At 65.7% G+C, this 23,254-nt stretch carries 23 protein-coding genes; 9 read left to right on the plus strand and 14 right to left on the minus strand.

The genetic code is table 11. From position 1 onward, the window contains the following. Positions 1–9 precede the first annotated feature (9 nt). From VJV41_RS04665 to dxr, 6 genes are all read right to left on the minus strand, one after another. A complete protein-coding gene (locus VJV41_RS04665) occupies positions 10–1,827 on the minus strand; it encodes a penicillin-binding transpeptidase domain-containing protein (RefSeq protein ID WP_325331584.1) in 1,818 nt (605 codons plus the stop codon). A 107-nt stretch (positions 1,828–1,934) separates the two neighbouring features. After that, a complete protein-coding gene (locus VJV41_RS04670; RefSeq protein ID WP_325331586.1) occupies positions 1,935–2,597 on the minus strand; it encodes a GNAT family N-acetyltransferase in 663 nt (220 codons plus the stop codon). A 36-nt stretch (positions 2,598–2,633) separates the two neighbouring features. Beyond that, positions 2,634–3,488 carry a GNAT family N-acetyltransferase gene (locus VJV41_RS04675; RefSeq protein ID WP_325331588.1) on the minus strand — a complete coding sequence of 285 codons (855 nt, stop codon included), beginning with the start codon at positions 3,486–3,488 and terminating at the stop codon, positions 2,634–2,636. A gap of 54 nt (positions 3,489–3,542) precedes the next feature. Further along, complete coding sequence (ispG, locus tag VJV41_RS04680; protein WP_325331590.1) at positions 3,543–4,691, minus strand: flavodoxin-dependent (E)-4-hydroxy-3-methylbut-2-enyl-diphosphate synthase; 1,149 nt, start codon at positions 4,689–4,691, stop codon at positions 3,543–3,545. Between the two features lie 8 nt (positions 4,692–4,699). Next, entirely contained in the window at positions 4,700–5,917 is a 1,218-nt protein-coding gene (locus VJV41_RS04685) for a M50 family metallopeptidase (RefSeq protein WP_325331592.1), read from the minus strand. Continuing rightward, the gene (dxr, locus tag VJV41_RS04690; RefSeq protein WP_414684881.1) at positions 5,914–7,179 is read right to left on the minus strand and encodes a 1-deoxy-D-xylulose-5-phosphate reductoisomerase; all 1,266 of its coding nucleotides are present in this window, start codon (positions 7,177–7,179) and stop codon (positions 5,914–5,916) included. The genes VJV41_RS04685 and dxr overlap by 4 nt, the downstream gene beginning before the upstream one ends. 83 nt (positions 7,180–7,262) lie before the next feature. On the opposite strand from dxr, the gene VJV41_RS04695 reads away from it, so the two are divergent. Beyond that, positions 7,263–7,931, plus strand: a complete 669-nt coding sequence (locus tag VJV41_RS04695; RefSeq protein ID WP_325331595.1) for a fasciclin domain-containing protein — start codon at positions 7,263–7,265, stop codon at positions 7,929–7,931. Positions 7,932–7,964: 33 nt separating this feature from the next. Further along, entirely contained in the window at positions 7,965–9,683 is a 1,719-nt protein-coding gene (locus tag VJV41_RS04700; protein ID WP_325331597.1) for a cytochrome c biogenesis protein DipZ, read from the plus strand. Between the two features lie 106 nt (positions 9,684–9,789). Here VJV41_RS04700 and VJV41_RS04705 read toward each other — a convergent pair whose 3' ends face one another. Next, positions 9,790–10,467, minus strand: coding sequence for a hypothetical protein (locus tag VJV41_RS04705; RefSeq protein WP_325331599.1), 678 nt, complete (start codon positions 10,465–10,467; stop codon positions 9,790–9,792). Here VJV41_RS04705 and VJV41_RS04710 point away from each other — a divergent pair. After that, on the plus strand, positions 10,412–12,181 hold the full coding sequence (locus tag VJV41_RS04710; protein WP_325331601.1) for an alkaline phosphatase family protein: 1,770 nt from the start codon (positions 10,412–10,414) through the stop codon (positions 12,179–12,181). The two genes, VJV41_RS04705 and VJV41_RS04710, sit on opposite strands and share 56 nt — an antisense overlap. Here the strand turns inward: VJV41_RS04710 and sigI are convergent, their stop codons facing one another. After that, positions 12,182–13,027, minus strand: coding sequence for an RNA polymerase sigma factor SigI (gene sigI / locus VJV41_RS04715; RefSeq protein ID WP_325331603.1), 846 nt, complete (start codon positions 13,025–13,027; stop codon positions 12,182–12,184). Positions 13,028–13,108: 81 nt separating this feature from the next. On the opposite strand from sigI, the gene VJV41_RS04720 reads away from it, so the two are divergent. Together VJV41_RS04720 and VJV41_RS04725 are read left to right on the plus strand one after the other, a co-directional pair. Continuing rightward, the gene (locus VJV41_RS04720; protein ID WP_325331605.1) at positions 13,109–13,951 is read left to right on the plus strand and encodes an NAD(P)H-binding protein; all 843 of its coding nucleotides are present in this window, start codon (positions 13,109–13,111) and stop codon (positions 13,949–13,951) included. Positions 13,952–13,963: 12 nt separating this feature from the next. Then, the gene (locus VJV41_RS04725; RefSeq protein ID WP_325331607.1) at positions 13,964–14,401 is read left to right on the plus strand and encodes a nitroreductase family deazaflavin-dependent oxidoreductase; all 438 of its coding nucleotides are present in this window, start codon (positions 13,964–13,966) and stop codon (positions 14,399–14,401) included. Here the strand turns inward: VJV41_RS04725 and VJV41_RS04730 are convergent. The 5 genes from VJV41_RS04730 to VJV41_RS04750 are packed head-to-tail and all read right to left on the minus strand — an operon-like array spanning position 14,398 to position 18,020. Beyond that, entirely contained in the window at positions 14,398–15,201 is an 804-nt protein-coding gene (locus VJV41_RS04730) for a DUF4097 family beta strand repeat-containing protein (RefSeq protein WP_325331609.1), read from the minus strand. The two genes, VJV41_RS04725 and VJV41_RS04730, sit on opposite strands and share 4 nt — an antisense overlap. 25 nt (positions 15,202–15,226) lie before the next feature. Then, positions 15,227–15,709 carry a histidine kinase gene (locus VJV41_RS04735; protein WP_325331611.1) on the minus strand — a complete coding sequence of 161 codons (483 nt, stop codon included), beginning with the start codon at positions 15,707–15,709 and terminating at the stop codon, positions 15,227–15,229. A 38-nt stretch (positions 15,710–15,747) separates the two neighbouring features. Beyond that, positions 15,748–16,182 carry an ester cyclase gene (locus VJV41_RS04740; protein ID WP_325331613.1) on the minus strand — a complete coding sequence of 145 codons (435 nt, stop codon included), beginning with the start codon at positions 16,180–16,182 and terminating at the stop codon, positions 15,748–15,750. Between the two features lie 18 nt (positions 16,183–16,200). Then, positions 16,201–17,121 carry an allantoinase PuuE gene (gene puuE, locus VJV41_RS04745; RefSeq protein ID WP_325331615.1) on the minus strand — a complete coding sequence of 307 codons (921 nt, stop codon included), beginning with the start codon at positions 17,119–17,121 and terminating at the stop codon, positions 16,201–16,203. 26 nt (positions 17,122–17,147) lie between these two features. Beyond that, on the minus strand, positions 17,148–18,020 hold the full coding sequence (locus VJV41_RS04750) for a TIGR03619 family F420-dependent LLM class oxidoreductase (RefSeq protein ID WP_325331617.1): 873 nt from the start codon (positions 18,018–18,020) through the stop codon (positions 17,148–17,150). Positions 18,021–18,059: 39 nt separating this feature from the next. Here VJV41_RS04750 and VJV41_RS04755 point away from each other — a divergent pair, with 39 nt between their 5' ends. Together VJV41_RS04755 and VJV41_RS04760 are read left to right on the plus strand one after the other, a co-directional pair. Beyond that, on the plus strand, positions 18,060–19,352 hold the full coding sequence (locus tag VJV41_RS04755; protein ID WP_325331619.1) for a deoxyribodipyrimidine photo-lyase: 1,293 nt from the start codon (positions 18,060–18,062) through the stop codon (positions 19,350–19,352). 76 nt (positions 19,353–19,428) lie between these two features. Further along, positions 19,429–19,683: a DUF2631 domain-containing protein gene (locus tag VJV41_RS04760; RefSeq protein ID WP_325331621.1), complete on the plus strand. Its 255-nt coding sequence runs from the start codon at positions 19,429–19,431 to the stop codon at positions 19,681–19,683. 11 nt (positions 19,684–19,694) lie between these two features. On the opposite strand, the gene VJV41_RS04765 is transcribed toward VJV41_RS04760, so the two are convergent. After that, the gene (locus tag VJV41_RS04765; RefSeq protein ID WP_325331623.1) at positions 19,695–20,279 is read right to left on the minus strand and encodes a hypothetical protein; all 585 of its coding nucleotides are present in this window, start codon (positions 20,277–20,279) and stop codon (positions 19,695–19,697) included. Positions 20,280–20,428: 149 nt separating this feature from the next. Between VJV41_RS04765 and VJV41_RS04770 the strand changes: the two genes are divergently transcribed. Next, positions 20,429–21,136, plus strand: a complete 708-nt coding sequence (locus VJV41_RS04770) for a DUF427 domain-containing protein (RefSeq protein WP_325331625.1) — start codon at positions 20,429–20,431, stop codon at positions 21,134–21,136. Positions 21,137–21,258: 122 nt separating this feature from the next. After that, positions 21,259–23,091, plus strand: coding sequence for an acyl-CoA dehydrogenase (locus VJV41_RS04775; RefSeq protein ID WP_325331627.1), 1,833 nt, complete (start codon positions 21,259–21,261; stop codon positions 23,089–23,091). Positions 23,092–23,254: the final 163 nt, after the last annotated feature.

The raw sequence follows: 23,254 nt of genomic DNA on the forward strand, positions 1-23,254 counted from the left end.
ACAGGCTACTCAGGCCGAGTAGGCCGGTGGCAGCTGATCGAGCATGCCCTTGAGCATGCGCACCGCGTACTCCGAGCTGCCACCCCCGACGATCAGCGCCGCGAATGCCATGTCGCCGCGATATCCCGCGAACCATGAATGCGAGCCGCCCTCGAATTCGGCCTCACCGGTCTTGCCGAGCACATCGCCGGCTGACTGTAGGTCCTTAGCCGTGCCGTTGGTGACGACGAGCCGCATCATCGGCCGCAGGCCGTCGAGCATCTTGGGCGTGATCGGTGTGCGGTCGCCGCTGACGGCCGTCTGCCGGCCCTCAATCAGTTGCGGCACAGGGGCTTTGCCGGCAGCGACCGTCGCTGCCGCCATCGCCATTCCGAACGGGCTGACCAACACCTTGCCCTGCCCGAAACCGTCCTCGGTCCGCTCGGCCAGGTTGACGGTCGGCGGTACCGAGCCGGACACGGTGTTGATGCCTTCGACCTGGTAGTCCGGCCCGATGCCGTACTGAGCGGCGGCCATCGTCAACCCCCGCGGCGGCATCCTGCTGGCCAATTCGGCGAAGGTGGTGTTGCACGAACTGGCGAATGCGCGCGACATCGGTACCGTCCCGAGGTCGAATCCGCCGTAGTTGGGGATCGTGCGCTGCCCGATGTCCATGTGTCCGGGACACCCCAGCAGTGTGTTCGGGGTGGCCATGTCGCGGTCGATGGCCGCGCCCGCGGTGATGATCTTGAACGTCGAACCTGGCGGGTACAGGCCCGTGGTAGCGATCGGCCCTTCGGTGTCCGCGGCGGGATTCTGTGCCACGGCCAGGATTTCGCCCGTCGACGGCTTGATCACCACGATCATCGCCTTCTTGCCGCCGATGGAGTTGACGGCGTTTTGCGCCGCGTTCTGCACGGACCGGTCCAGGCTGATCGTGACCGACGGCGCCGGCGCGCCAGACACTTCGTTGAGCACATCGACGTCCACGCCGTTCTGATTGACGCTGACCACACGCCAGCCGGCCTGGCCGTCGAGTTCGTCGACCACCGCGTTCTTGACCTGATTGACGATGCCGGGTGCGAATGAGTCGTCGGTCGGCAGCAGCTCGGCCTGCGGTGTGACCATTACGCCCGGCAGGGCGGCGACGGCTCCGGCCACCCGGTCGTGGTCGGACTGGCGCAGGGTGATCAGATCCAGCGGCTCCTTCGACGAGCTGGCCTGTTCGGCAAGTCGCTGCGCGTCCATGGTGTTGTCGAAGGGCCTCAGCGCGTCGGCGACCGCTCTGGCGGTCGGCATCAGCGCACCACCGGCCGCCTTGGCGTCCAGCGCGTAGTGGTAGAGATTGCCGGGCACCAATACGTCCGTGCCACCGCGTTCGTTGACCGAGGCCCGACGCGGAGGGTCGCCGCGTAACGCGAAGGTCTGGTGCTCACCGAGGCGTGGATGCAATCCGGTTGCGCTCCAGCGCACTTCCCAGCGGCCCTCATCGCGGATCATGTTGAGCTGACCGTCGTAGGTCCAGGTGCGGTTCTTCGGGAGATGCCACGTATAGCGATAGATGACGCTGCCGGTGTCCTCGGCATAGCGCGAGCCGAGGACCTGCGCGTCCAGTCGGACCGCCTGCAGGCCGGCCCACGCTTCGTTCAGCGCCGCGCGGGCATCGGCGGGTCGATCGCTGAGCTCGGCTGCGGCGGCGGTGTCACCGGTAGCCAGCGCGGTGAAGAATTCCTTGGCGGTGGGTTCGGGGCCGTCGGGTTTCGGCGTGCACGCTGTGACGTTTAAGAGCGTCGCGACCACCATTGCGATCGTCAGCAGACCTGCCACCCGTGATGCTGAAGTTGCCATTGGGGCAGATGTTACGGAGTCGAGACATGGAGGTCGTGGAGGCGCACCGCTTTCGACGCAACATGCTTCGCCCGCGAAAGCGCAGCCCTCACGCAGAAATCGATGCGCTAGGCCCCCGCGGCGGGTGCGCGCACCACCAATGGCACCGCCGGGAAGTACGCGGCCATCTCCGAACGCGACTTGCGCAGCGCGGCCGTGCCGTAGCCGTGCTTGCGGTGCGCCGGGTGAATCCAGATCCGCACGTTGACCTCACCACCGGCCAGCTCGCCGAACACCATGCCGACCTTCTCGGACCCGACGAGAGCCACCAGCCACGCGGCCTCTTCGGCGTCCACTCGGTTCACCGCTCCGCGAATTTCGTCGTCGAGTTCACCGGCGGGTGCGCCCGAGCCGTCCCCCGCCGCACCCACGTCCGCGGTGCGTGCGGCAAAGATGTCACGATCGGAATCCGCTGAGAACGGTCGCAGCATCATCGATTCGGCCGTACTCGCGGGCCGCTCGCCCATGGTGAAGCTGAGCTGGTTGTTCAGGTCCTCCAGTTCGGCGGCGATTCTGCGCCGAGACACCTTGGTGAGCCGGTCGAACGAAAGCCGAAGCACCGCTTCAGCCGCCGCGTGTGAGGTGTTGAGCATGGTCGCGATCGCGTCGACCGCGGCGTCGAAATCCTCGGATTCCACGACGACGTCGAGCAATTCGTGTCGTCGCTCCAGCGCACGGACCAGAGTGTCGGCGATCTCGCGGCGGGCGACTGTCCCGTCATGTTCGGTCATGATGAGAAGACTAACGAGCGGCGTCGCGTGAAGCTGTCAGTCAAGCAGAACCGTCGCGAACCTGCCGACCTGAGTGAAGCCGATCCGCGCGTACGTAGCGCGAGCGACGGTATTGAAATCGTTGACGTAGAGGCTGGCGACGCGGCCGCTGCGGATGACCGCCGACGCCAGCGTGGCGGTCCCCGCCGTGCCCAACCCGTGGCCGCGGCAGTCGGGATGAACCCACACGCCCTGTATTTGGCCGACCGCGGGCGATTGCGATCCGACTTCGGCCTTGAATACGACCTGGCCGCGCTCGAAGCGGGCCCACGCTCGGCCGGCGGCAATCAGCCCGGCGACCCGGCGGCGGTACCCGCGGCCGCCGTCGCCGATCCGCGGATCGATGCCGACCTCGCCGATGAACATGTCGATGGCCGCCACCAGATACGCGTCGAGTTCATCGATACGAACGGGCCGCACGGCCGGGTCCGTCGCACATTGAGGTGCGGTGCTCAACGCCATCAACGGCTGGTGCTCGCGCACATCCCGGGCCGGGCCCCATGCATGCTCGAGCCGCTCCCACATCGGCAGTACGTACTCTGCGCGGCCGACAAGTGACGAACACCGCCGTGCCGTGCTCATCGCCTTGTCCGCGAACGCGTGCATATCGCTGACTTCGCCACGCAGCGGGATCAGATTGGGCCCGGCGTAGCACAGGGATTCGCATGCGCTGCGCCTCGTCCACAGCTCGCCGCCGATCGCGGAGGGCTCGATGCCATGCTCGGCGACCCGCGATGCCACCATGCAGGAGCCGACCGGATCGTCATCAAGCACCCTGCGCACCGCTGCGGCATCCCGCACCACTGACACCCGTCGCTCGTCGACGAGGCGAAAAAGCGGCGGAGCCGACATGCTGACTCTTTCTAACCGATCCCGGGGGCGGTGACCCCGCTCACAGGGTCATGCCTAGCTTACGGTTACAACCGGCGAACCGCTCGCGTCTGTACCACCCTCTTCGGCGAGTCGCAGGGCCTCTTCGATCAGCGTCTCGACGATCTGCGCCTCGGGCACGGTTTTGATCACCTCGCCCTTGACGAAGATCTGGCCCTTGCCGTTGCCGGACGCCACACCGAGGTCGGCCTCACGCGCCTCACCGGGACCGTTGACCACACAGCCCATCACCGCCACGCGCAGCGGAAAGTCGAGCCCGTCCAGCCCGGCGGTGACTGCATTGGCCAGTGTGTACACGTCCACCTGAGCGCGGCCGCACGAGGGGCACGACACGATCTCGAGTCCACGCGGCCTCAGGTTCAACGACTCCAGGATCTGGTTGCCCACCTTGACCTCTTCGGCCGGTGGCGCCGACAGCGAAACGCGGATGGTGTCACCGATCCCCCGCGACAGCAGAGCACCGAATGCGACCGCGGATTTGATGGTGCCCTGGAACGCCGGTCCGGCCTCGGTGACGCCGAGGTGCAACGGGTAATCGCACTGCGCGGCCAGTTGCTCGTAGGCGGCGACCATGATCACGGGGTCGTTGTGCTTGACACTGATCTTGATGTCGCCGAAGCCGTGCTCCTCGAACAGCGACGCCTCCCACAGAGCGGACTCGACGAGCGCCTCCGGGGTGGCCTTTCCGTACTTTTCCATGAATCGCTTGTCGAGCGAGCCGGCGTTGACGCCGATGCGGATCGGGATGCCGGCTGCACCGGCAGCCTTCGCGACTTCGGCGACCCTGCCGTCGAATTCCTTGATGTTGCCGGGGTTTACGCGCACCGCGGCACATCCGGCGTCGATCGCGGCGAAGATGTACTTCGGCTGGAAATGGATATCGGCGATGACCGGGATCTGGCTGTGCCTGGCGATCTCCGGCAACGCGTCGGCGTCTTCCTGCCGCGGGCACGCCACACGGACGATGTCACAGCCGGTCGCGGTGAGCTCAGCGATCTGCTGCAGTGTTGCGTTCACGTCGTGGGTCTTGGTCGTGGTCATCGACTGCACCGCGATCGGATGATCGCTGCCGATGCCGACGTTGCCGACCATCAGCTGGCGAGTCTTGCGCCGGGGAGCCAATGTCGGTACGGGCGGTGCCGGCATGCCTAAACCGACGGACATGATGTCTCCTACTGGAACAACCTGATCGGGTTGACCAGGTCAGCGGTTACGGTCAGCGCCATGTAGCCGACCACCACTACCAAGATTACGTAGGTAGCGGGCATGAGCTTGAGATAGTTCACCGGCGCAGCGGCGACCTTGCCGCGCGCCGACCGAATCATATTGCGAATCTTCTCGAACACCGCAATCGCGATGTGGCCACCGTCGAATGGCAGCAGCGGAACGAGATTGATCGCGCCGAGGACGAAGTTCAGCTGGGCCAGGAAGAACCAGAACGCCACCCACAGGCCGTGTTCGGCGGTGTCACCACCGATGATGCTGGCGCCGACCACGCTGATCGGCGTTTCGGGATCCCGTTCGCCGCCGCCAATGGAGTGCACCAGCGCACCGACCTTGGTCGGGATCTTGACCAGCGACTTGCCGAGTTCGACGGCCAGATCTCCGGTGAACGCGAACGTGGCGGGTACCGCCGACAGCGGGTTGTACTGCGTCGGCCCGAATTGCGCGGGAGCGACGCCGATCGCGCCGACGTTGGTCGGAGTGGTGTCACTGTCCTTGAGCCACTTCGACGTGCGGGTGACGTCGACGACAGTCGTGAACTCCTTGCCGTCACGCTGCACAGTCAGGGTCGTCGGGCCGTTGAGCTTGCGCACGGCAGCGGCCATTTCGTCGAAGTTGGCCACCGGGGTGTCGCCCACCTTCACCACCGTGTCGCCGGGCTTGATGCCGGCGAGCGCGGCCGGTCCGGGGCCGGTGCAGTCGCCGCGTTGTCCCTTGGCGACTTCGGATGCGACACACGTGGTTTCGCCGATGATGGCAGAGGTCGGCGGATGCAGGTTCGGCAGCCCCCAGATCACGGCGATGGCGTAGATCAGGACCAGGCCGATGACGAAGTTCATGCCCGGGCCCGCGGCCAGCACCGCTGCGCGCTTCCACGTCTTCTGCCGGAACATCGCGCGCTCGTGCTCGTCGGGCGCCAGTTCCTCGATCGAGGTCATGCCGGCGATATCGCAGAACCCGCCGAGCGGGATCGCCTTGACGCCGTATTCGGTGTAGCCGAGTTCGTTGGGCCGGCGCGTGGACCACAGCGTGGGCCCGAAGCCGACGAAGTAGCGGCGCACCTTCATTCCGGTCGCCCGCGCCGCCCACATGTGCCCGCATTCGTGCAGCGCCACCGACAGGAGGATGCAGAGGGCGAAGAGCACGATGCCAATGACCCACATCATTTGGTGGTGACGACCTCCCGGGATACTGCGCCCTTTGCCCGGTCGCGGGCCCAGCGTTGCGCGTCGAGTACGTCATCCACGGTAGCGGGTTCGGCAGCCCACTGGTCGGCAGCGCGCAGGACGTCGGCGATCGTTCGCACGATGCCAGGGAACGGGATGCGGCCGCTGAGGAAGGCCTCGGCCGCTTCTTCGTTGGCCGCGTTGTAGACGGCGGTCAGGCAGCCACCTTTCGTTCCCGCCTCACGTGCGAGCTCGACGGCAGGGAACACGTCGGCGTCCAGCGGCTCGAACTCCCAGGTCGACGCGGTGGAGAAGTCACAGGCGAGGGCGGCTCCAGGCACCCTGGCCGGCCAGCCCAGCGCCAGGGCGATCGGCAGCTTCATGTCCGGCGGGCTTGCCTGGGCCAGGGTCGAGCCGTCGGTGAACGTGACCATTGAGTGCACGATCGACTGCGGGTGGACGACCACGTCGATGCGGTCAAAGGGAATGCCGAACAGCAGGTGGGTTTCGATCAACTCCAGGCCCTTGTTGACCAGCGACGCCGAGTTCAGGGTGTTCATCGGACCCATCGACCAGGTGGGATGCGCCCCGGCCTGCTGTGGTGTGACGCGCTCGAGTTGCTTGGCGGTCCAACCGCGGAACGGTCCTCCCGACGCGGTCAGCACGATCTTTTCCACCTCGTCGGGCGTCCCGCCGCGCAGACATTGCGCCATTGCGGAGTGTTCAGAGTCGACGGGCACGATCTGCCCAGGTCTTGCGGCCTTGAGCACCAGTGGCCCGCCGGCCACCAGGGATTCCTTGTTCGCCAGCGCGAGCCGCGCACCCGTGGCGAGTGCTGCCAGCGTCGGCTCGAGGCCAAGCGCGCCGACGAGGGCGTTGAGCACCACGTCGGCCTCGGTGTCCCCGACCAGCCGGGTTACGGCCTCCGGGCCCGCGTACGTCACATCGCCCACCTGGGACGCGGCAGCGTCGTCGGCGACCGCGATATTCGTCACACCTGTATCGGCACGCTGGCGGGCCAGCAGCTCCGGATTACCCCCGCCGGCCGCCAATCCGACGACTTCGAAGCGGTCCGGATTCGCGGCGATGACCTCCAGCGCCTGGGTGCCGATCGAGCCGGTGCTGCCGAGTATCAGGACTCGGACACGACTGATCCCCGGGTCGCTTCGCTCCTGCCCGCCGGTGCTCACCAACCTATTGTGCCGCGCCCTGGTGCCTGTGGAAAAAGTGACGCAAGAGTGACGCCGGCGATTCGCGTCCATCCATGACGTGCCTCGCGCCGAATCCCCGGTGTCAGTGCAGAGGGCGGGCAGAGAGCCCGTCACGACAAGGGAGCAATAGCGTCATGAAAACCGTTTACCGCAAGGCATTTACGGCCGCGAGCCTGGCAGCGGCAGCCATTCTCACCGTATCCGCGTGTTCCGACGGGTCCACCTCGTCGACTGCGAAGAGCACGAGTTCTTCCGTCGCCGCCAGCCCCGCCGCGCCGGCACCCATGGACCGGCCTATGGATCCCGGCGCCGGACTGGTTGGGCCGGGATGCGCCGACTACGCCGCACAGAACCCGACCGGCCCTGGCTCGGTGACCGGTATGGCGCAAGATCCAGTCGCGGTCGCGGCGTCGAACAATCCGCTGCTGACCACGCTGACCGCGGCAGTGTCGGGCAAGCTCAACCCGAATGTGAACCTGGTCGACACCCTCAACGGCAGCGAGTTCACGGTGTTCGCACCGACCGACGCGGCGTTCGCCAAGATCGACCCGGCCACCATCGACAAGCTCAAGACGGACTCGAATCTGTTGACCAGCATCCTGACCTACCACGTGGTGCCGGGACAGGCCAGCCCGGCGCAGGTGACCGGCATGCACAAGACGGTGCAGGGCGATGAGGTGACGGTGACCGGCAGTGGCAACACGCTCAAGGCCAACAACGCCAATGTGGTGTGCGGCGGGGTTCGCACCGCCAACGCCACGGTGTATCTGATCGACACGGTCCTGATGCCACCGACCACCTAGGTCACCAACCCCCGCGAGCAAGAAAAGGCGGACATGTTCACGCTTGTCCTGATCGGTTCTGTCGGTGGCTTGATCACCGGCATCTCGCCGTGCATCCTTCCGGTCCTGCCGGTGATCTTCTTCTCCGGCACGCAAAGCGCCCGCGACGACGGCGCAGTCAAGACGAAGCGCATACTGTCCGAAACGCTGCGGCCATACCGCGTGATCGCCGGGCTGGTACTGAGCTTTTCCGTTGTGACGCTTGCTGGTTCGGCACTGCTGTCGTTGCTGCGCCTGCCGCAGGACGCCATCCGATGGGTCGCACTGGCGGCGCTGCTGGCGATCGGCCTCGGCTTGATCTTCCCGAAATTCGAAGCGCTGCTCGAGAAGCCGTTCTCCCGGCTTCCACAGAAGCAATTCGGTTCGGGTAACAGCGGTTTCGGGCTCGGCCTCGCGCTGGGTGTGCTGTATGTGCCGTGCGCAGGCCCAGTGCTGGCGGCCATCGTCATTGCCGGCGCCACCGGCACCATCGGGATCAACACGATCGCGCTCACCCTGTCGTTCGCGGTCGGTGCGGCATTGCCGCTGCTGTTCTTCGCGCTCGCCGGTCGTCGCGTCGCCGAACGCGTCACGGCATTCCGGCGCCGTCAACGGGAAATCCGTATCGCCGCAGGCCTTGTCACGATACTGCTTGCCGTCGCACTGGTATTCAACCTGCCCGCGGCGCTGCAGCGCGCCATCCCGGACTACACCAGCAAGCTGCAGGAGACCGTCGGCGGCGACGAGCAGATCCGCGAAAAGCTCAACCTGGGCGGCCTGGTCAACGATCAGAACAAGGAGCTGGCGAACTGTACCAACGGGGCCTCGCAGCTCGAAAGCTGCGGCACGGCGCCTGACATCACTGGCATCGCCGGCTGGCTGAACACCCCGAGCGGATCGGCCGTCGACCTCCAATCATTGAGGGGGAAGGTCGTTCTGATCGACTTCTGGGCTTACTCGTGCATCAACTGCCAGCGGGCCATCCCCCACATCGTCGACTGGTACAAGGCCTACAAGGACGCCGGCCTCGAGGTGATCGGCGTGCACACACCGGAATACGCGTTCGAGCGAGTACCGGACAACGTCGCGAGCGGGGCGAAAGATCTCGGTATCACATACCCGGTCGCACTGGATCCCAACTATTCGACGTGGACCAACTACCGCAACCGGTATTGGCCTGCCAAGTATCTGATCGACGCCAACGGCACCATCCGGCACGTCAAGTTCGGCGAAGGCGACTACCCGACAACGGAACGCCTTATCCGCCAACTGCTTTCATCTGCTCGTCCAGGTGTCACGCTGCCGAATCCGACCGAATCGCTCGACACCACTCCCCCGCCGGACCTCACCCCGGAGACCTATCTGGGCGTGGGAAAGGTGGTCAACTACGGCGGTGACGGTCAGTACGACCAGGGCGATGCGACGTTCGAGTACCCCGCACGCCTCGCCGATGACACGTTCGCCCTCAAGGGGCCGTGGACGCTCGACTATCAAGGCGCAACCTCGGGCAGTCGCTCGTCGAGCATCGAGCTGAACTACCGCGCCCGCAATGTGTATCTGGTGGTCGGCGGGACGGGCACGGTGACCGTCGTCCGAGACGGCGAGTCGACGGACATTGCGGTCAGCGGTCCGCCGACGCTGCGGCAGATCGTCGCCGACAACGACGTCCGGCGCGGGCTGGTAGAGGTGCGGTTAAGCCAAGGACTGCAAGCGTTTTCGTTCACCTACGGCTAGCCGCGCGGCGCCCGGGCAAGCATTCTGTCGTTTCCGCCCTCGATGATCGTCGGCGGCGTAAATTTGCTGGCGCCTGAATTCCCATCCCGCAAGGAGTCACGATGGGTTACGCCAGATATATCGGCCGCGTCGGCGCGTTGGCGGTCACGCTGGGGTTGGGCGTGTCGATCGCCAACAGCCCGGCGATTGCGCTGGCCGATACGACCGGTGCGTCGTCGACGGATACCAAGAGCAGTTCGGCGTCGAGCGGTTCGCCGTCGGCGTCGTCCACGCCGAGCACCGACACCACGAGCACCGGTACGGCAACGTCGTCGTCCTCACAGACGACACAGACATCGACAGATTCCACCACGCAGCCAGGATCATCGAGCGACCCGCAGGCCGGCCTGGTGCAGGCATCCGGCGGTGCCAACACCTCCGTGACCAGCACCGGCACCACAAGCACCTCAAGCGGTAGCACCACGACGGAGTCCACACCCCCGACGAAGAAGCCGACGCCGGAATCAGCAGCGAAGCCCGCGGAAGCGACTCCCACTGCCACAAGCTCCAGCAGCTCGAAATCCACGCAGGCCGAGCCGTCGGCCACGGAGTGGCCGACAAGCGCAGTCACTGCGTCGACGGTTTCGGTAAGTGCGGCCGGCACGACCGCGCCGGCTGTGTCCGCGCCGCAGCTCGCCGCTGCGCGCATCGCCACCACGACCGCATCTCCAACGGTGACCTCAGCGATCGTGACCCCAACCGCGCCGTCCACGGTCAGTGCCCCCGCGGCCCCGGGCAACCTCATTGTCAACCTCGTTTCCGGGCTGCTGTCCGCGATCGGCCTCAACCCGCAGGCCGGCACCGGACCGGTGACTCCGCCCGAGGCGCCCACGCTGTGGACCTTGCTGGCCTGGGTGCGCCGTGAGTTTGAGCAGGCGTTCGTCAACGTCGCGCCCGCCGCAGTGACGACAAGTCTGGTCCAGAGCCCGAATCTGCTGGTCAACCCCGGCGCTGAGCTGGGCGACCCGTCGTTGTCGGGATACAGCTCGGTCACCGTTCCGGGGTGGACGGTAACCGGGACACCGACCGTGATCGAATACGGCACGCAGCGCCGTCTGCCGTGGCCACTGGGTACGCCCGGGCCGACACTGCCGGCTTTTCTGGGATTTCCGAGCGCGATCTGCGCTCCCGTCGGCAGCGGCGAACAGTTCTTCGGCGGTGGAAACGTAGCCACCTCCTCCCTCACCCAAACCGTCAATCTCAAGGATGCGGCACTCGAAATCGACACCGGCACAGTGCCGTACACGCTGAGCGGTGCACTTGGCGGCTTCGTCATCGACCCGTCCGCGGCATCGGTCAGCGTCGACTTCCTGGGCGCCGACCAGTCAGTTCTTGGCACCGGCCGGCTCACGCCGGTCACCGTGCTCGATCGTTGGCTTCAGACCGTGCTGCTCGAACGGGAGGCCTCGGGGACGATCCCGACGGGCACCCGCAGCGCGCGTGTGGTCGTGACGTTCACCGACTGCAACCCGTTCCCCGGCAACTACAACAACGCCTACGCCGACGATCTCTCGTTCACCGTCGGGGCTGCACTTCCCGCCCCACCGCCACCCACACCACCTGAGTCGAGGGTCGGCCAGCTCGATCACGTGTTCATGGTCTACCTGGAGAACAAGGGCTATACCGACATCGTCGGCAGCCCCAACGCGCCGTACCTCAACAGCCTCATCAACACCTACGGACTCGGCTCGAACTACTACGCGCTGACCCACCCCAGCGACCCGAATTACTATCCGATCCTCGGCGGAAGCGACTTCGGCACCAATTTCAACTGCCCCGCGAACTGCTTTGACGAGCGCAATCTTGCCGACAACATCGAGGCGGCGAAAAAGACGTGGGCCGGCTACATGGAAGGCGGCGGCGGCTACACCACGCCGACCGACCGGTTACCGTTCCTCGCCTTCAGCGACATCTACAACGACCAGGCGCGCGTGGCGGCACACCTGTTCGATCTGACGCAGATGGGACAGGATCTCGCCGTGCCAACCAAGGCCCCGAACTTCGTGTGGTTCGCGGCGGATGATCACACCAATATGGAAGGCCCCACCGACACCCTCGACGGCATCATCCAGTGGGCTGTCAGCCAGCTATTACCACCGTTCCTCGGCGGACATCAGTACAACGTCGCGGCGGGTGACAAGTGGCTTCAAGACACGCTGCCCGTCATCTTGAATTCGCCTACGTGGCAGGACCTTACGCAGAAGAGCGCCGTCGTCGTGACGTTCGACGAGGACTACAACAACCTGTCACTGGGCAACGGCAACCAGGGCAACCACATCGTCACAGTCGTCATCCCGTCACCGGGCGCTGTGGCTAGCGGGATGCGCAGCGGGCACTTCGTCGCCAAGGACCACAACAACCACTACAGCCTGCTGCGCACCATCGAACTGTCCCTTGGGCTTCCACCACTGACCAACAACGACAAGTTCGCCCAACCCATGAACGAGTACTGGCAGTAATCAGGTCCTGCTCGCCGCCGACGGATCGACCGTCGCCTCGATCTTCACGATGAGGCTGTCACGCACAGTCAGCGTCAGCACCACCGCCAGCCTGCGGTCGGCGAAGCCGAGCACCTCCCCAGCCGGTCCGGTGACCAAGGTGAGTCCATGAGCCAAGAAGCGAAGGAGGTTGGGCGCCACGTCCTCCCGCCCGTGGTTGATCTGCGGGGACCCCCCACCAACGAACGTGGCGACGCCCCACACCGTCGGATCCAACACCGCTGTCAGCGTCCGCAGGTCTCCGTTGGTGCACGCGGTGATGAACTTCTGGGTCACGGCTTGATGTTCGACGTCGCTGATGTCGGTAAGCCGCGGCGACGCATCGGCGATCTTCGCCCTGGCCCGCCGCGCGAGTTGACGACACGTGCCGACGGGCCTGCCCACCGTCTCGGCGATCTCGTCGAACGGCATCTGGAAGACGTCATGCAACACGAACGCCACCCGCTCGCCTGGACTCAGCCGCTGCAGCACCTCGAGGAGCGCGCCGCGCACCTCCTCGTCGAGCGTGATCCGGTCGGCCGGATCGATCTCCGCCGACGGGCTCGCGTCGAGGACTCCCGATTCATCAGGACGTTCGAGGCGCGCGCGGGCCGATCGCAACTGGTCCAGGCACAGCCGCCCGGCCACCACGGTCAACCAGGCTCGGATGTCGTCGATCTCCGACAGGTCCGCGCGCGACAGGCGCAGGAAGGCCTCCTGCGCGACGTCCTCGGCCTCCCCGACGTCGCCGAGCATCTGGTAGCCGAGGTTCACCACGTAGGCGCGGTGGCTGCGCCACGCCACGTCGACCGAAGGTGAATCGCTCATGCAGTAATGACGAATCGGCGGTGCGAAAAGTTACACGCGACGGCGTGTAACTTTTCCGGTCGCGGCCCCGTCCTTGACTTCATGAATGCAATTCTTGTCACGGGCGCCACCGGCAATGTCGGTCGCCCACTGGTCACCGAACTCGTCAATGCCGGCGCGCAGGTACGCGCCGTCACCCGCCGTCCGGACACCGCAGGGTTTCCCGACGGGGTCGACGTCGTCACCTCCGCCGCCGAGGGGGTGCGCGGAGCAGACGCGATCTTCCTCAACTCACGTGCATTAGGCGACGACCTCACCCCGGTCGTCGAACTGGCTCGTCGCGAAGGCGTGCGGCGCCTCGTCGCGCTTTCGGCGATCAATGCCGACGACGACTTCTCTCGCCAGCCATCGCGATTTCGGGGCGACCGCAACAAGGAAGTCGAGCAACTGGCCGTGGATTCCGGTTTGGACTGGGTGAGCCTGCGCCCAACGGTGTTCATTACCAACTTCTTTGGCATGTGGGCGCCCCAGATTCAGGCCGGCGATGTGGTCAGCGGCCCATACGCGTCGGCGTCGACGGCACCGATCGTCGACCGTGACATCTCGGCGGTGGCGGCCAAAGCGCTGCTGACCGATGACCTGCTGGGTAGGAAGGTTCCGCTGACCGGACCGCAGGCCTACACGAACACGGAACTGGTCGAGGCGATCGGCGCGGTCCTCGGGCGCCGACTGCGCTATCAGGAGGTTCCGGCCGACCTCGTGCGGCAGCGCTTCATCGGGCTTGGCTTTCCGACCCAATTCGCCGACGCCTACATCGCGTTTCTGGAGGCGACGGTCGACAAGCCCGCCCTCGTGACACACGACGTAGAGAAGATCCTCGGTCGTCCGGCCGAGAGCTTCGCCGACGGGGTGGGCGCCCATCGCGACATCTTCGCCAAACAGTAAGGGAGCCAGGACATGTCCGAATTTCAGCCACCGCGGTACCTCAAGCCGATGAACAAGTTCATGATGGCGGTCCAAAAGCTGGGCCTCCCGACCGGTCCTGCAATGGTCCTGACGGTGCCCGGCAGGAAAACCGGCAAGCCGCGCAGCACCCCGATGACACCGTTCGAGCACAACGGAGGCCTCTACGTCGTGGCCGGTTATCCCGGCGCTGACTGGGCGTCCAACGCCCGCGCGGCGGGCGCCGGAACCCTTTCGCGTGGACGCACGTCGCGGCCTGTGCGAATCATCGAACTCAGTGCTGCCCAAGCGGGTCCGGTGCTGCGCAGCTTTGCGCAGAAGGTGCCGGTCGGTGTCGGCTTCGCCAAACGGGCGGGGCTTGTCCGCGACGGCACCCCCGACGAATTTGCGGCCTTGGCCGGCCAGCTCACCGTGTTCCGATTCGACGGCTAGGCCGCAGCGGGACCGGTCGCTCGCTGCACAATGACGTCACCGGAGCCTGTGTGTGCGTGCACGACGAGCGTTTCGTCATCCTCGGACGGGCCGTCCGAGGGCTGCAGCGCGTTGCGGACCGCGCCGGACCCGGTACGCAGATCCAGTTGCGCCGCTGTGCCTTCCGCGATCCCGACGGCAACCTCTCCGCTGCTCGTCTGCACCGAGATGCTGCCACGGACGGCGGCCGCGACAGAAACGTCGCCGGAAGCGGTCTGTGCGTTGAGGTTTCCCCGTAGGTGCGCGACGGACAGCGAACCGCTGGCCGCCCGGAACTTGACATCGCCCATGAGCTCACCGAACGTGGCGTCCCCTGATGCCGTCGACACTGAGACCGAACCATTGACAGCCTGTGCCCTCATTCCACCAGAAGCGGTGTCCGCCTTGAGGTTTCCAGAGATACTGCCGACAGTCAGGTCACCGCTCGCTGACGCGAACTTGCAGTCGGCGTACTCGCCGTCGGCGGTGACATCAGCCGACGCCGCCGACGCATTGAATCGCGACCCGGACGGGAGCGCGATGTCGACGACGACCGCTCCCCTGCGCGGAAATGAGAACCCGCGCTTGCTCGTGACGGTCAGCGTGCCGTTGTCGAAGTCGACGCGCACCTGCTCGGCGGCCCTGACATCATGCGGCCGGGACTCGTCGCGAGGACGCACGTCCACGACCGTGTCGGTGCGATCAGTGGCGACGAGTCGCACTGAACCGGCGGCGATCTCGACGACCGCGGAAATGGGTTGCGGGGTATCGAAATTGGGCATGGTTTCTCTCCTCTTCGGTAGTGGGTTAGCGGACCCAGCCGCTGAAGTGCTTGTCGGAATCGCCGCGCGGGCGGCGCGAATGACCGCCGCCGAGCGCCGCGGTGACCGTACGGACCAGCCACGCGTTCACCGATAAGCCGTCACCGCGCGCAGCGGCATCCACTCGCGGCCGCAGGTTCTCCGGAAGACGCAGCGTCACCCGCCATGTGCCACCGTCCTCGTCGGGCTCGCCAACTGCGACCGACGGCGAGTCGGAAAAGTCGGCAACTCCCGCACTGACGTTGAATTCCGGATCGCGGCCACGCAGCCGGACCTCCACCGATCCCGGAGCGAGTTCGCGGGTGATCTGCTCAGCCGCCTCCGACAGCGCTTCGAGGAGTGCCAGCCGGATGGCCGACTCCAGTGGGGCGGTCAATCTCTCGGCGAGAGCTTCCGCGTCCTGTCCACCGGCGGCGGCCGCGACGCCGAGTTCATGGCGTACCGCGTCGACGTACGGCTGCAAGTCCATGACGTCATGGTGACATCATAATGACGTCAACGCAAGCGTCATTCTGACGCCGACGGACCCTCAGGCCCTCCTAGCTGCTGCAATAGCCCGTGCATGTCGATCTGACCGCGGTGCGCGACGAGCATGTCGCCCTGGAAGCGGTCGATATGGATCACGCCGACGGAGACCGCGGCGCCGCTGGGCGCCACGCCGCGGAACTCCCCCGTGTGGGTGCCGACGAACCGGCAACGCGAGACGCCGTGCGAACCGTCGACCAGGACTTCCTCGATGACGTGGCGCCCATCGGGAAAGCCGCGATAGAACTCGTCCAGGTTCGCCCGCCACTGCTCCCAGCTGGCTGGTGCCGAACTGCCGACCTCGACAACCAGCCGCGGCGACACCAGCGCCTCGACGGTGGACCAATCCCGTCTGTCCAGCGCCGCGTACAAGCACTCGACGAGTTCCCTGACCGCATCGTCCATCGAATCAGCCACAGAGCCAACGATATCCGTCTAGCTCGGCGAAAAGTGCTCGATCCAGTGTCTTGCGATGTCGACGCGGCGAGCGACCCACACCCGCTCGTGTGATTGCACATGATCGAGGAAGCGCTCCAGCGCGGCCGTACGCGCGGGCCTGCCGACCAGCCGACAGTGCAGCCCGATCGACAGCATCTTGGGAGAGCCTGCAGCGCCTTCGGCATGGAGCACGTCGAATGCATCGCGCAGATGCGTGAAGAACTCGTCGCCACTCGGGAACCCGCCGGCGGTGGCGAAGCGCATGTCGTTGGTGTCCAACGTGTAGGGCACCACCAGGTGGTTCGCCCCGTCGACCACTGTCCAGTAAGGCAGGTCGTCGGCGTAGGAATCGGAGTCGTAGAGAAAACCGCCGTGTTCGACGACCAGGCGTCGGGTCTGAGGCGAATCGCGGCCCGTGTACCAGCCCAGCGGCGCCTCGCCGGTCAGCTCAGTCATCAGCTGCACCGCCTCGGCGATGTGGCGCCGCTCGATGTCGGGCTTGACGAGTTGGTAGCTCACCCAGCGCAAGCCGTGGCAGGCGATCTCGTCGCCGCGGGCCCTGAAGGCCGCAACCGCAAGCGGATTGCGCGCCAATGCCATAGACACCCCGAAGATCGTCAAGGGAAGCCCGCGGCGGTCGAATACCCGCAGCACCCGCCACAGCCCTGCCCGCGACCCATACTCGTAGAGCGATTCCATGCTCATGTGCCTATTCGGAAAGGCCTGCGCTCCAATGATTTCCGAGAGAAATGTCTCCGACGCCGGATCACCGTGCAGCACACTGTTTTCCGCGCCCTCTTCGTAATTGAGCACGAATTGCACGGCAATGTTGGCCCCACCTGGCCACTGCGGATGCGGGGGGTTGGGCCCGTAGCCGATCATGTCCCGCGGGTAGTCGTCGGCAGGCCCTAGCGTCATGGAGGAAATTGTGGCAGGGATCGCCGTCAGCGCACCTTCTCGATGATCGTTTCGGCGAACCGCTCGATCGGCCCGCGGAAGCGCTCCGCATCGCCGGACGCCATGCCGTCGATCCCCGCCCACGGACTGCCCATCACCGCCGTGATACCGACGTCCTCGGCGCGCTTGTACAGATCCGGGGTTGGCGGTTCGAGCAGCGCCAGCAGGATCTCGAACGGTTCGTCCTCACGTCCGTACTCGCGGCGGAGGTCTGTGAGTTTCTGCGCATAACGGACGGCGTCGTCCCAGGCGTACGCGTATCCAACCCACCCGTCGCACAGCCTTGCGGCCCGCCGTAGTGCCGCATCGGACTCGCCGCCGCACAGGATCGGAACCGGCGCCGGAGGATGGGGTTCGATCATCATCTCGGGCACCTGGTAGTGCTGACCGCTCCACGACACCCAACCGCCGCGCCACAATTCGCGCAGCGCAGGGATCATCTCGTTCAGTCGCCTGCCCCGGGAGTCGAAGTCTTGACCCATCAGCTCGTACTCTTCGCGCATCCAGCCGACGCCGACCGCCAGCGATACCCGGCCCTCGGAGATCACCGACGCGGTGGCGACCTGCTTGGCCACCTCCAGCAGCGGTCGTGCCGGCGCGATGTACACGGCGTTGGAAAACTGCAGGCGGCCCGTCACCGCCGCCATCGCACCGGTCAGCACCCACGAGGCGGGCCACGCCGTCTCGGGCGTCCACATCGGCTTGCCGGTCGGTGAATCCGGATACGGCGACGACAGTTCCCGCGGGTAGATCATGTGGTCAGACGTCACGATGCCGTCGTAGCCGGCCTCGTCGAGCATCCGCGCCACCGCGATGGCCTCCGAGGTCTTCATGAACGCCGTGCCCGACCAAAACCGCATCCTGTTTCCTTATCTCGAATTTCGGGCAGCATCAATGGCATGCCCGCACTGCTGTGGTTTCGGCGTGACCTGCGGCTGCACGACCTCCCGCCGCTGCTGGACGCCGCGGCGACCGATGGCGAGGTGCTGGCTTGTTACGTGCTGGACCCGCGGTTGAAGGCGTCGTCCGGACCTCGCCGGTCCCAATATCTTTGCGACGCCTTGCGTGACCTTCGCGACCGCCTCGATGGCCGCCTGCTGGTGACGCGCGGCCGTCCGGAGACGCGAATTCCCGCGCTGGTCAACGAGATCGGCGCGACGTCGGTGCATGTGTCGGCCGACTACTCGCCGTTCGGCGGACGGCGTGACACAGCCGTCCGCGACGCATTGGGTGAAATCCCGTTCGAGGAGTCGGGATCTCCGTATCTGGTGTCCCCCGGTCGGGTGGCGAAGGGCGATGGCGCGCCGTACAAGGTGTTCACCCCGTTCTACGACGCCTGGCGCCGGCACGGCTGGCGATCGCCGGCCAAGTCGGACGCGGACTCGGCGCGCTGGATCGACCCGGCCGACGTGAACGGCGGTGTGGACATTCCCGACGCAGGAGTTGCGCTCGAGATGCCAGCCGGCGAGACAGCGGCCCGCCGGCAATGGAAACGCTTCGTGGAGAACGGCCTCGACGGCTACGCCGACGAGCGTGACCGGCCCGACTTGGACGCCACCAGCCGGATGTCGGCGCACCTGAAATTCGGCACCATTCACCCGCGAACGATGGCCGTCGATCTGAGCCGCGGCAAGGGCGCGCAGGCATACCTGCGAGAGCTCGCCTTTCGCGACTTCTACGCTGCGGTGCTGCACGCATGGCCAGACAGCGCCTGGTGGAACTGGAACAGGTCGTTCGACAGAATCGAGGTGGACGAGGACGTCAACGCCAAGCGATTGTTTGAGGCGTGGAAAGCCGGACGCACCGGATTTCCCGTCGTCGATGCGGGCATGCGGCAGCTCGCCGAGACCGGCTGGATGCACAACCGGGTGCGCATGATCGCGGCCTCGTTTCTCGTCAAAGACCTTCACCTGCCGTGGCAGTGGGGCGCACGGTGGTTTCTCGAGCAACTGGTCGACGGCGACATCGCCAACAATCAGCACGGCTGGCAGTGGGCCGCGGGTTGCGGCACCGACGCCGCACCGTACTTCCGGGTGTTCAATCCGGTGACGCAGGGCAGCAAGTTCGACCCCGACGGTGCCTACATTCGCCGCTGGGTACCGGAGGTCAACGACGACGGCTATCCCGAGCCCATCGTCGACCATGCAGTCGAGCGCGCGGAGGCGCTGCGCCGATACGGCAAGATCCGCTGAAACACGTCTACGCCGACGCGTAGTAGACCTATGCCAGAATGTTGCCAAGTACTCAGCCCGACCGTGAGGAGCAGCTGTGGCCAACACCGAGGTGGAACGACACACCGGCGTCGATGTCGAAGACGTTCCGTCCGCGGAATGGGGCTGGTCCCAGGAGAACCATCGGCTGATCCACATCGGCGGGCTGCTGTCGGCCGGCTTCCTGCTGGTGATGATGCACGGCAACCACGTCGGCCACGTCGAGGACTGGTTTCTCATCGCGTTCGCCACGCTCATCGTGATCGGGGTCGCGCGTGACTGGTGGCTGCGTCGCCGCGGGTTGATCAGGTAGGCCAGCCCACCTCACACCGAGTACAGCGAACGAAACGTCCCCGTCCCGATACGAAACAGCGTCTCGGTTCTGCTGACGGTGTCACTCGAAACCGCTGCTGCGGCAAGGGCATAGAACTTGAACGCCCGTGCGGCCGCACTGACCCGATGTGGCACGGGGTCGATCTGACGGCCAAGTTCGGCAGGCCACGCATCACCCCACACCGTGACCTCGGTCTGCCCCCGCTTGAGGAGCCTGAGCACCTCGTCACGAATCCGGATGTCGATGCCGAGCACGTCCGCACCAACCGCGAGCGCCCCGCCTACCGCAACCGTCCGAACCATGGCAGAGAACCCCGCGTCGAGGTCCGACGCCGTCGCGCCGAGGATGGCCATCGGCCGTAGATCGTCATGCGCGGCGACCAGCACGTTGACGTCCCAACCGGCCCTCGCGCGATCGAACAACCAACCGCCGGCCGATTGCACGACGTCGGCCGTGCTCGATGCGATGACATTGAGTTGATATCGATGAGTGCCGGCCACACTGGAGAACTGCCGGTCAGCTGGGTAGACACCATCGGCTCGCTGGTCATCGGCGGTGAAGGATCGCGTTGCCATGGGTGTCCTATCCACGATGTCGACTAAGAGCGGCACCAAGAGCGTGACACTATTACGATGATCTGTAAAGGTTCGATTTCTCGTCGAGCGGTGACACTTCACGCAATCCTTGTAAAGCTTGAGGGCGAGACGGTGAACGGAGGCCGGCAATGAGTCTTGTCGCTGGACGCGGTCCGCTGAGCAAGGACCCCGCGGGCTGGTTCTCCCCGCCGTTACCCGACGAGGTGGTCTACGCCGAGCCGCATCCCAGACGAGTCCAAGCCGTGCGCAACGGCCGGACCGTCATCGACACCGAGCACGCACTGCTGGTGCATCGCCGCGACCACCCGTTGAGCTACGTGTTTCCGGCCGGCGAGGTTGGGGAGCTTCCTAGCGAGCAAGTGCCAGAGGCTCCCGGATATGTGCGGGTGGCGTGGGACGCCGTCGACACCTGGCTCGAGGAGGGCCGCACGCTCGTCCACTACCCGCCGAATCCGTACCACCGCGTCGACTGCCGACCGACAAATCGCGGGCTGCGCGTTTCTGTCTCCGGCACGACGCTCGTCGACACCATCGACACCGTGATCGTTTTCGAGACTGCGCTCGAGCCTCGGCTCTATGTGCAGCGTTCGGTCGTGCGCACCGATCTGATGCGCCGGATGAGCACATCGACGTACTGCAACTACAAGGGGTACGCGACGTACTGGTCGGCGGTCATCGGTGACACGGTCGTTGACGACGTGGCGTGGAGCTACGAGGATCCCCCACCCGAATGCCTCCCCATCAAGGGTTATTTCAGCTTCGACGCCGCCCGCGCGGACGTCGTAGCGGAGCTGCCCGAATCGCCGGGCACCGCGGGTCGCGTCTGCGAAATGTGACACACGTCACATATTGCAGACGCGACCTCGCTCCCTACGCTTGCGTCACCGTAGGTTACGGTTGCGTACGTTTTCCCTGCTCAGCCACACTGCAGATAGTTTGCTAGCGCGGAGGGAAACCATTGGGGCACTACATCGCCAACGTCCGTGACATCGAATTCAACCTGTTCGAGGTGCTGAATCTGGGAGCCGTCCTCGACTCGGGAAGTTACGGCGATCTGGACGTCGACACCGCACGCACGATGGTCGACGAGGTCGCCCGGCTCGCGGAGGGCCCGGTCGCCGAGTCGTTCGCGGCAGGCGACCGACACCCACCGGTGTTCGATCCGGAAGCTCATACCATCACGGTTCCCTCTGAGGTGGCAAAGTCGGTGCAGGCGGTCAAAGACGCCGAGTGGTGGCGCGTCGGTATCGCCGAGGGAGTCGGTGGCGTGCCGGCACCGGCACCGCTGGCGTGGGCGCTCTACGAGATGCTGGTCTGCGCCAATCCCTCGGCGGCCTTCTTCTGGGCGTTGGGTCCGGCGATGGCCAACGCTCTGTATGTCGAGGGCAACGAGCAGCAGAAGCGCTGGGCCGCAATGGGTCTGGAGCGCGGCTGGGCTGCCACCATGGTGTTGACGGAACCCGACGCCGGCTCCGATGTCGGCGCCGGACGCGCCAAGGCCATCGGCCAGCCGGACGGCACGTGGCACATCGAGGGCGTGAAGCGGTTCATCTCCGGCGGCGACATCGGAGACACCGCGGAGAACATTTTCCATCTCGTGCTGGCCAGACGCGAGGGTGCTGGGCCCGGTACCAAGGGGTTGAGCCTGTTCTACGTGCCAAAGTTCCTGTTCGACCCGGACACGCTCGAAATCGGTGCCCGAAACGGGGTTTTCGCAACCGCGCTTGAACACAAGATGGGCCTGAAGTCCTCTCCCACATGTGAGCTGACGTTCGGCGCACACGGCATACCGGCCGTCGGGTATCTCGTCGGTGACGTGCACAACGGCATCGCGCAGATGTTCACCGTCATCGAGCACGCGCGCATGACAATCGGTGTCAAGGCGGCTGGCACGCTGTCCACCGGCTACCTCAACGCTCTGGCGTATGCAAAGGAACGCGTCCAGGGTGCCGATATGACCCAGATGACGGACAAGACCGCTCCGCGGGTGACGATCATTCATCACCCGGACGTGCGGCGCAGCCTGATGACGCAGAAGGCCTACTCAGAGGGCTTGCGCGCACTGTACATCTATGCCGCCGCGCATCAGAACGACGATGTCGCGCAACAGACTTCGGGTGCCGACCCGTCCATGGCGCACCGGGTCGACGACCTGCTGCTGCCGGTGGTCAAGGGCGTGAGCTCTGAACGGGCGTACGAGATTCTGACCGAGTCGCTGCAGACGTTGGGGGGCTCTGGCTTTTTGCAGGACTACCCGATCGAGCAGTACATCCGCGACGCGAAGATCGACTCGCTCTACGAAGGCACCACCGCGATCCAGGCGCTGGACTTCTTCTTCCGCAAGATCGTTCGCGACCGCGGTGAGGCGCTCGCGCATGTGGCGGCACAGATCAGCAACACCATCAACACGTCCGACTCGGCGCTGAAGGAGCAAGCCGAGCGGCTGCGTACCGCCCTTGCGGACGTCCAAGCGATGACCGCCACTGTGACCGGCTATCTGATGTCCGCCAGCGAAACACCAACGGAGATATACAAAGTCGGCCTGGCGTCGGTGCGTTTCCTGCTGGCCGTCGGGGATCTGATGATCGGCTGGCGCCTGCTGGTGCAGGCGGGCGTGGCACATGCGGCCCTCGCGGCCGGGCCGTCGGAGGCGGACGAGGCCTTCTACCGCGGCAAGATCGCGACCGCGGCGTTCTTCTGTGCGAACATGCTGCCGACCATCACCGCCGTCCGCCGCATCGTGGAGAACCTCGACGACGAGATCATGCGGCTTCCCGAAGCGGCGTTCTAGACGTCATTTGCGCCGAACGTTCCGTACCGCTCGAAACATTGCCGATTCTTCGAGCGGTAAGGAACGTTCGGCGACGATTCAGAGGGCGTCAGCTGGCGTTGATGAGCCGCGCGACCCCGCGCATCACCATCCGACTCGCGACATGGCGAGCGGTGTCGATCCG

It is taken from the genome of Mycobacterium sp. (assembly GCF_035274705.1).
Lineage (GTDB): Bacteria > Actinomycetota > Actinomycetes > Mycobacteriales > Mycobacteriaceae > Mycobacterium.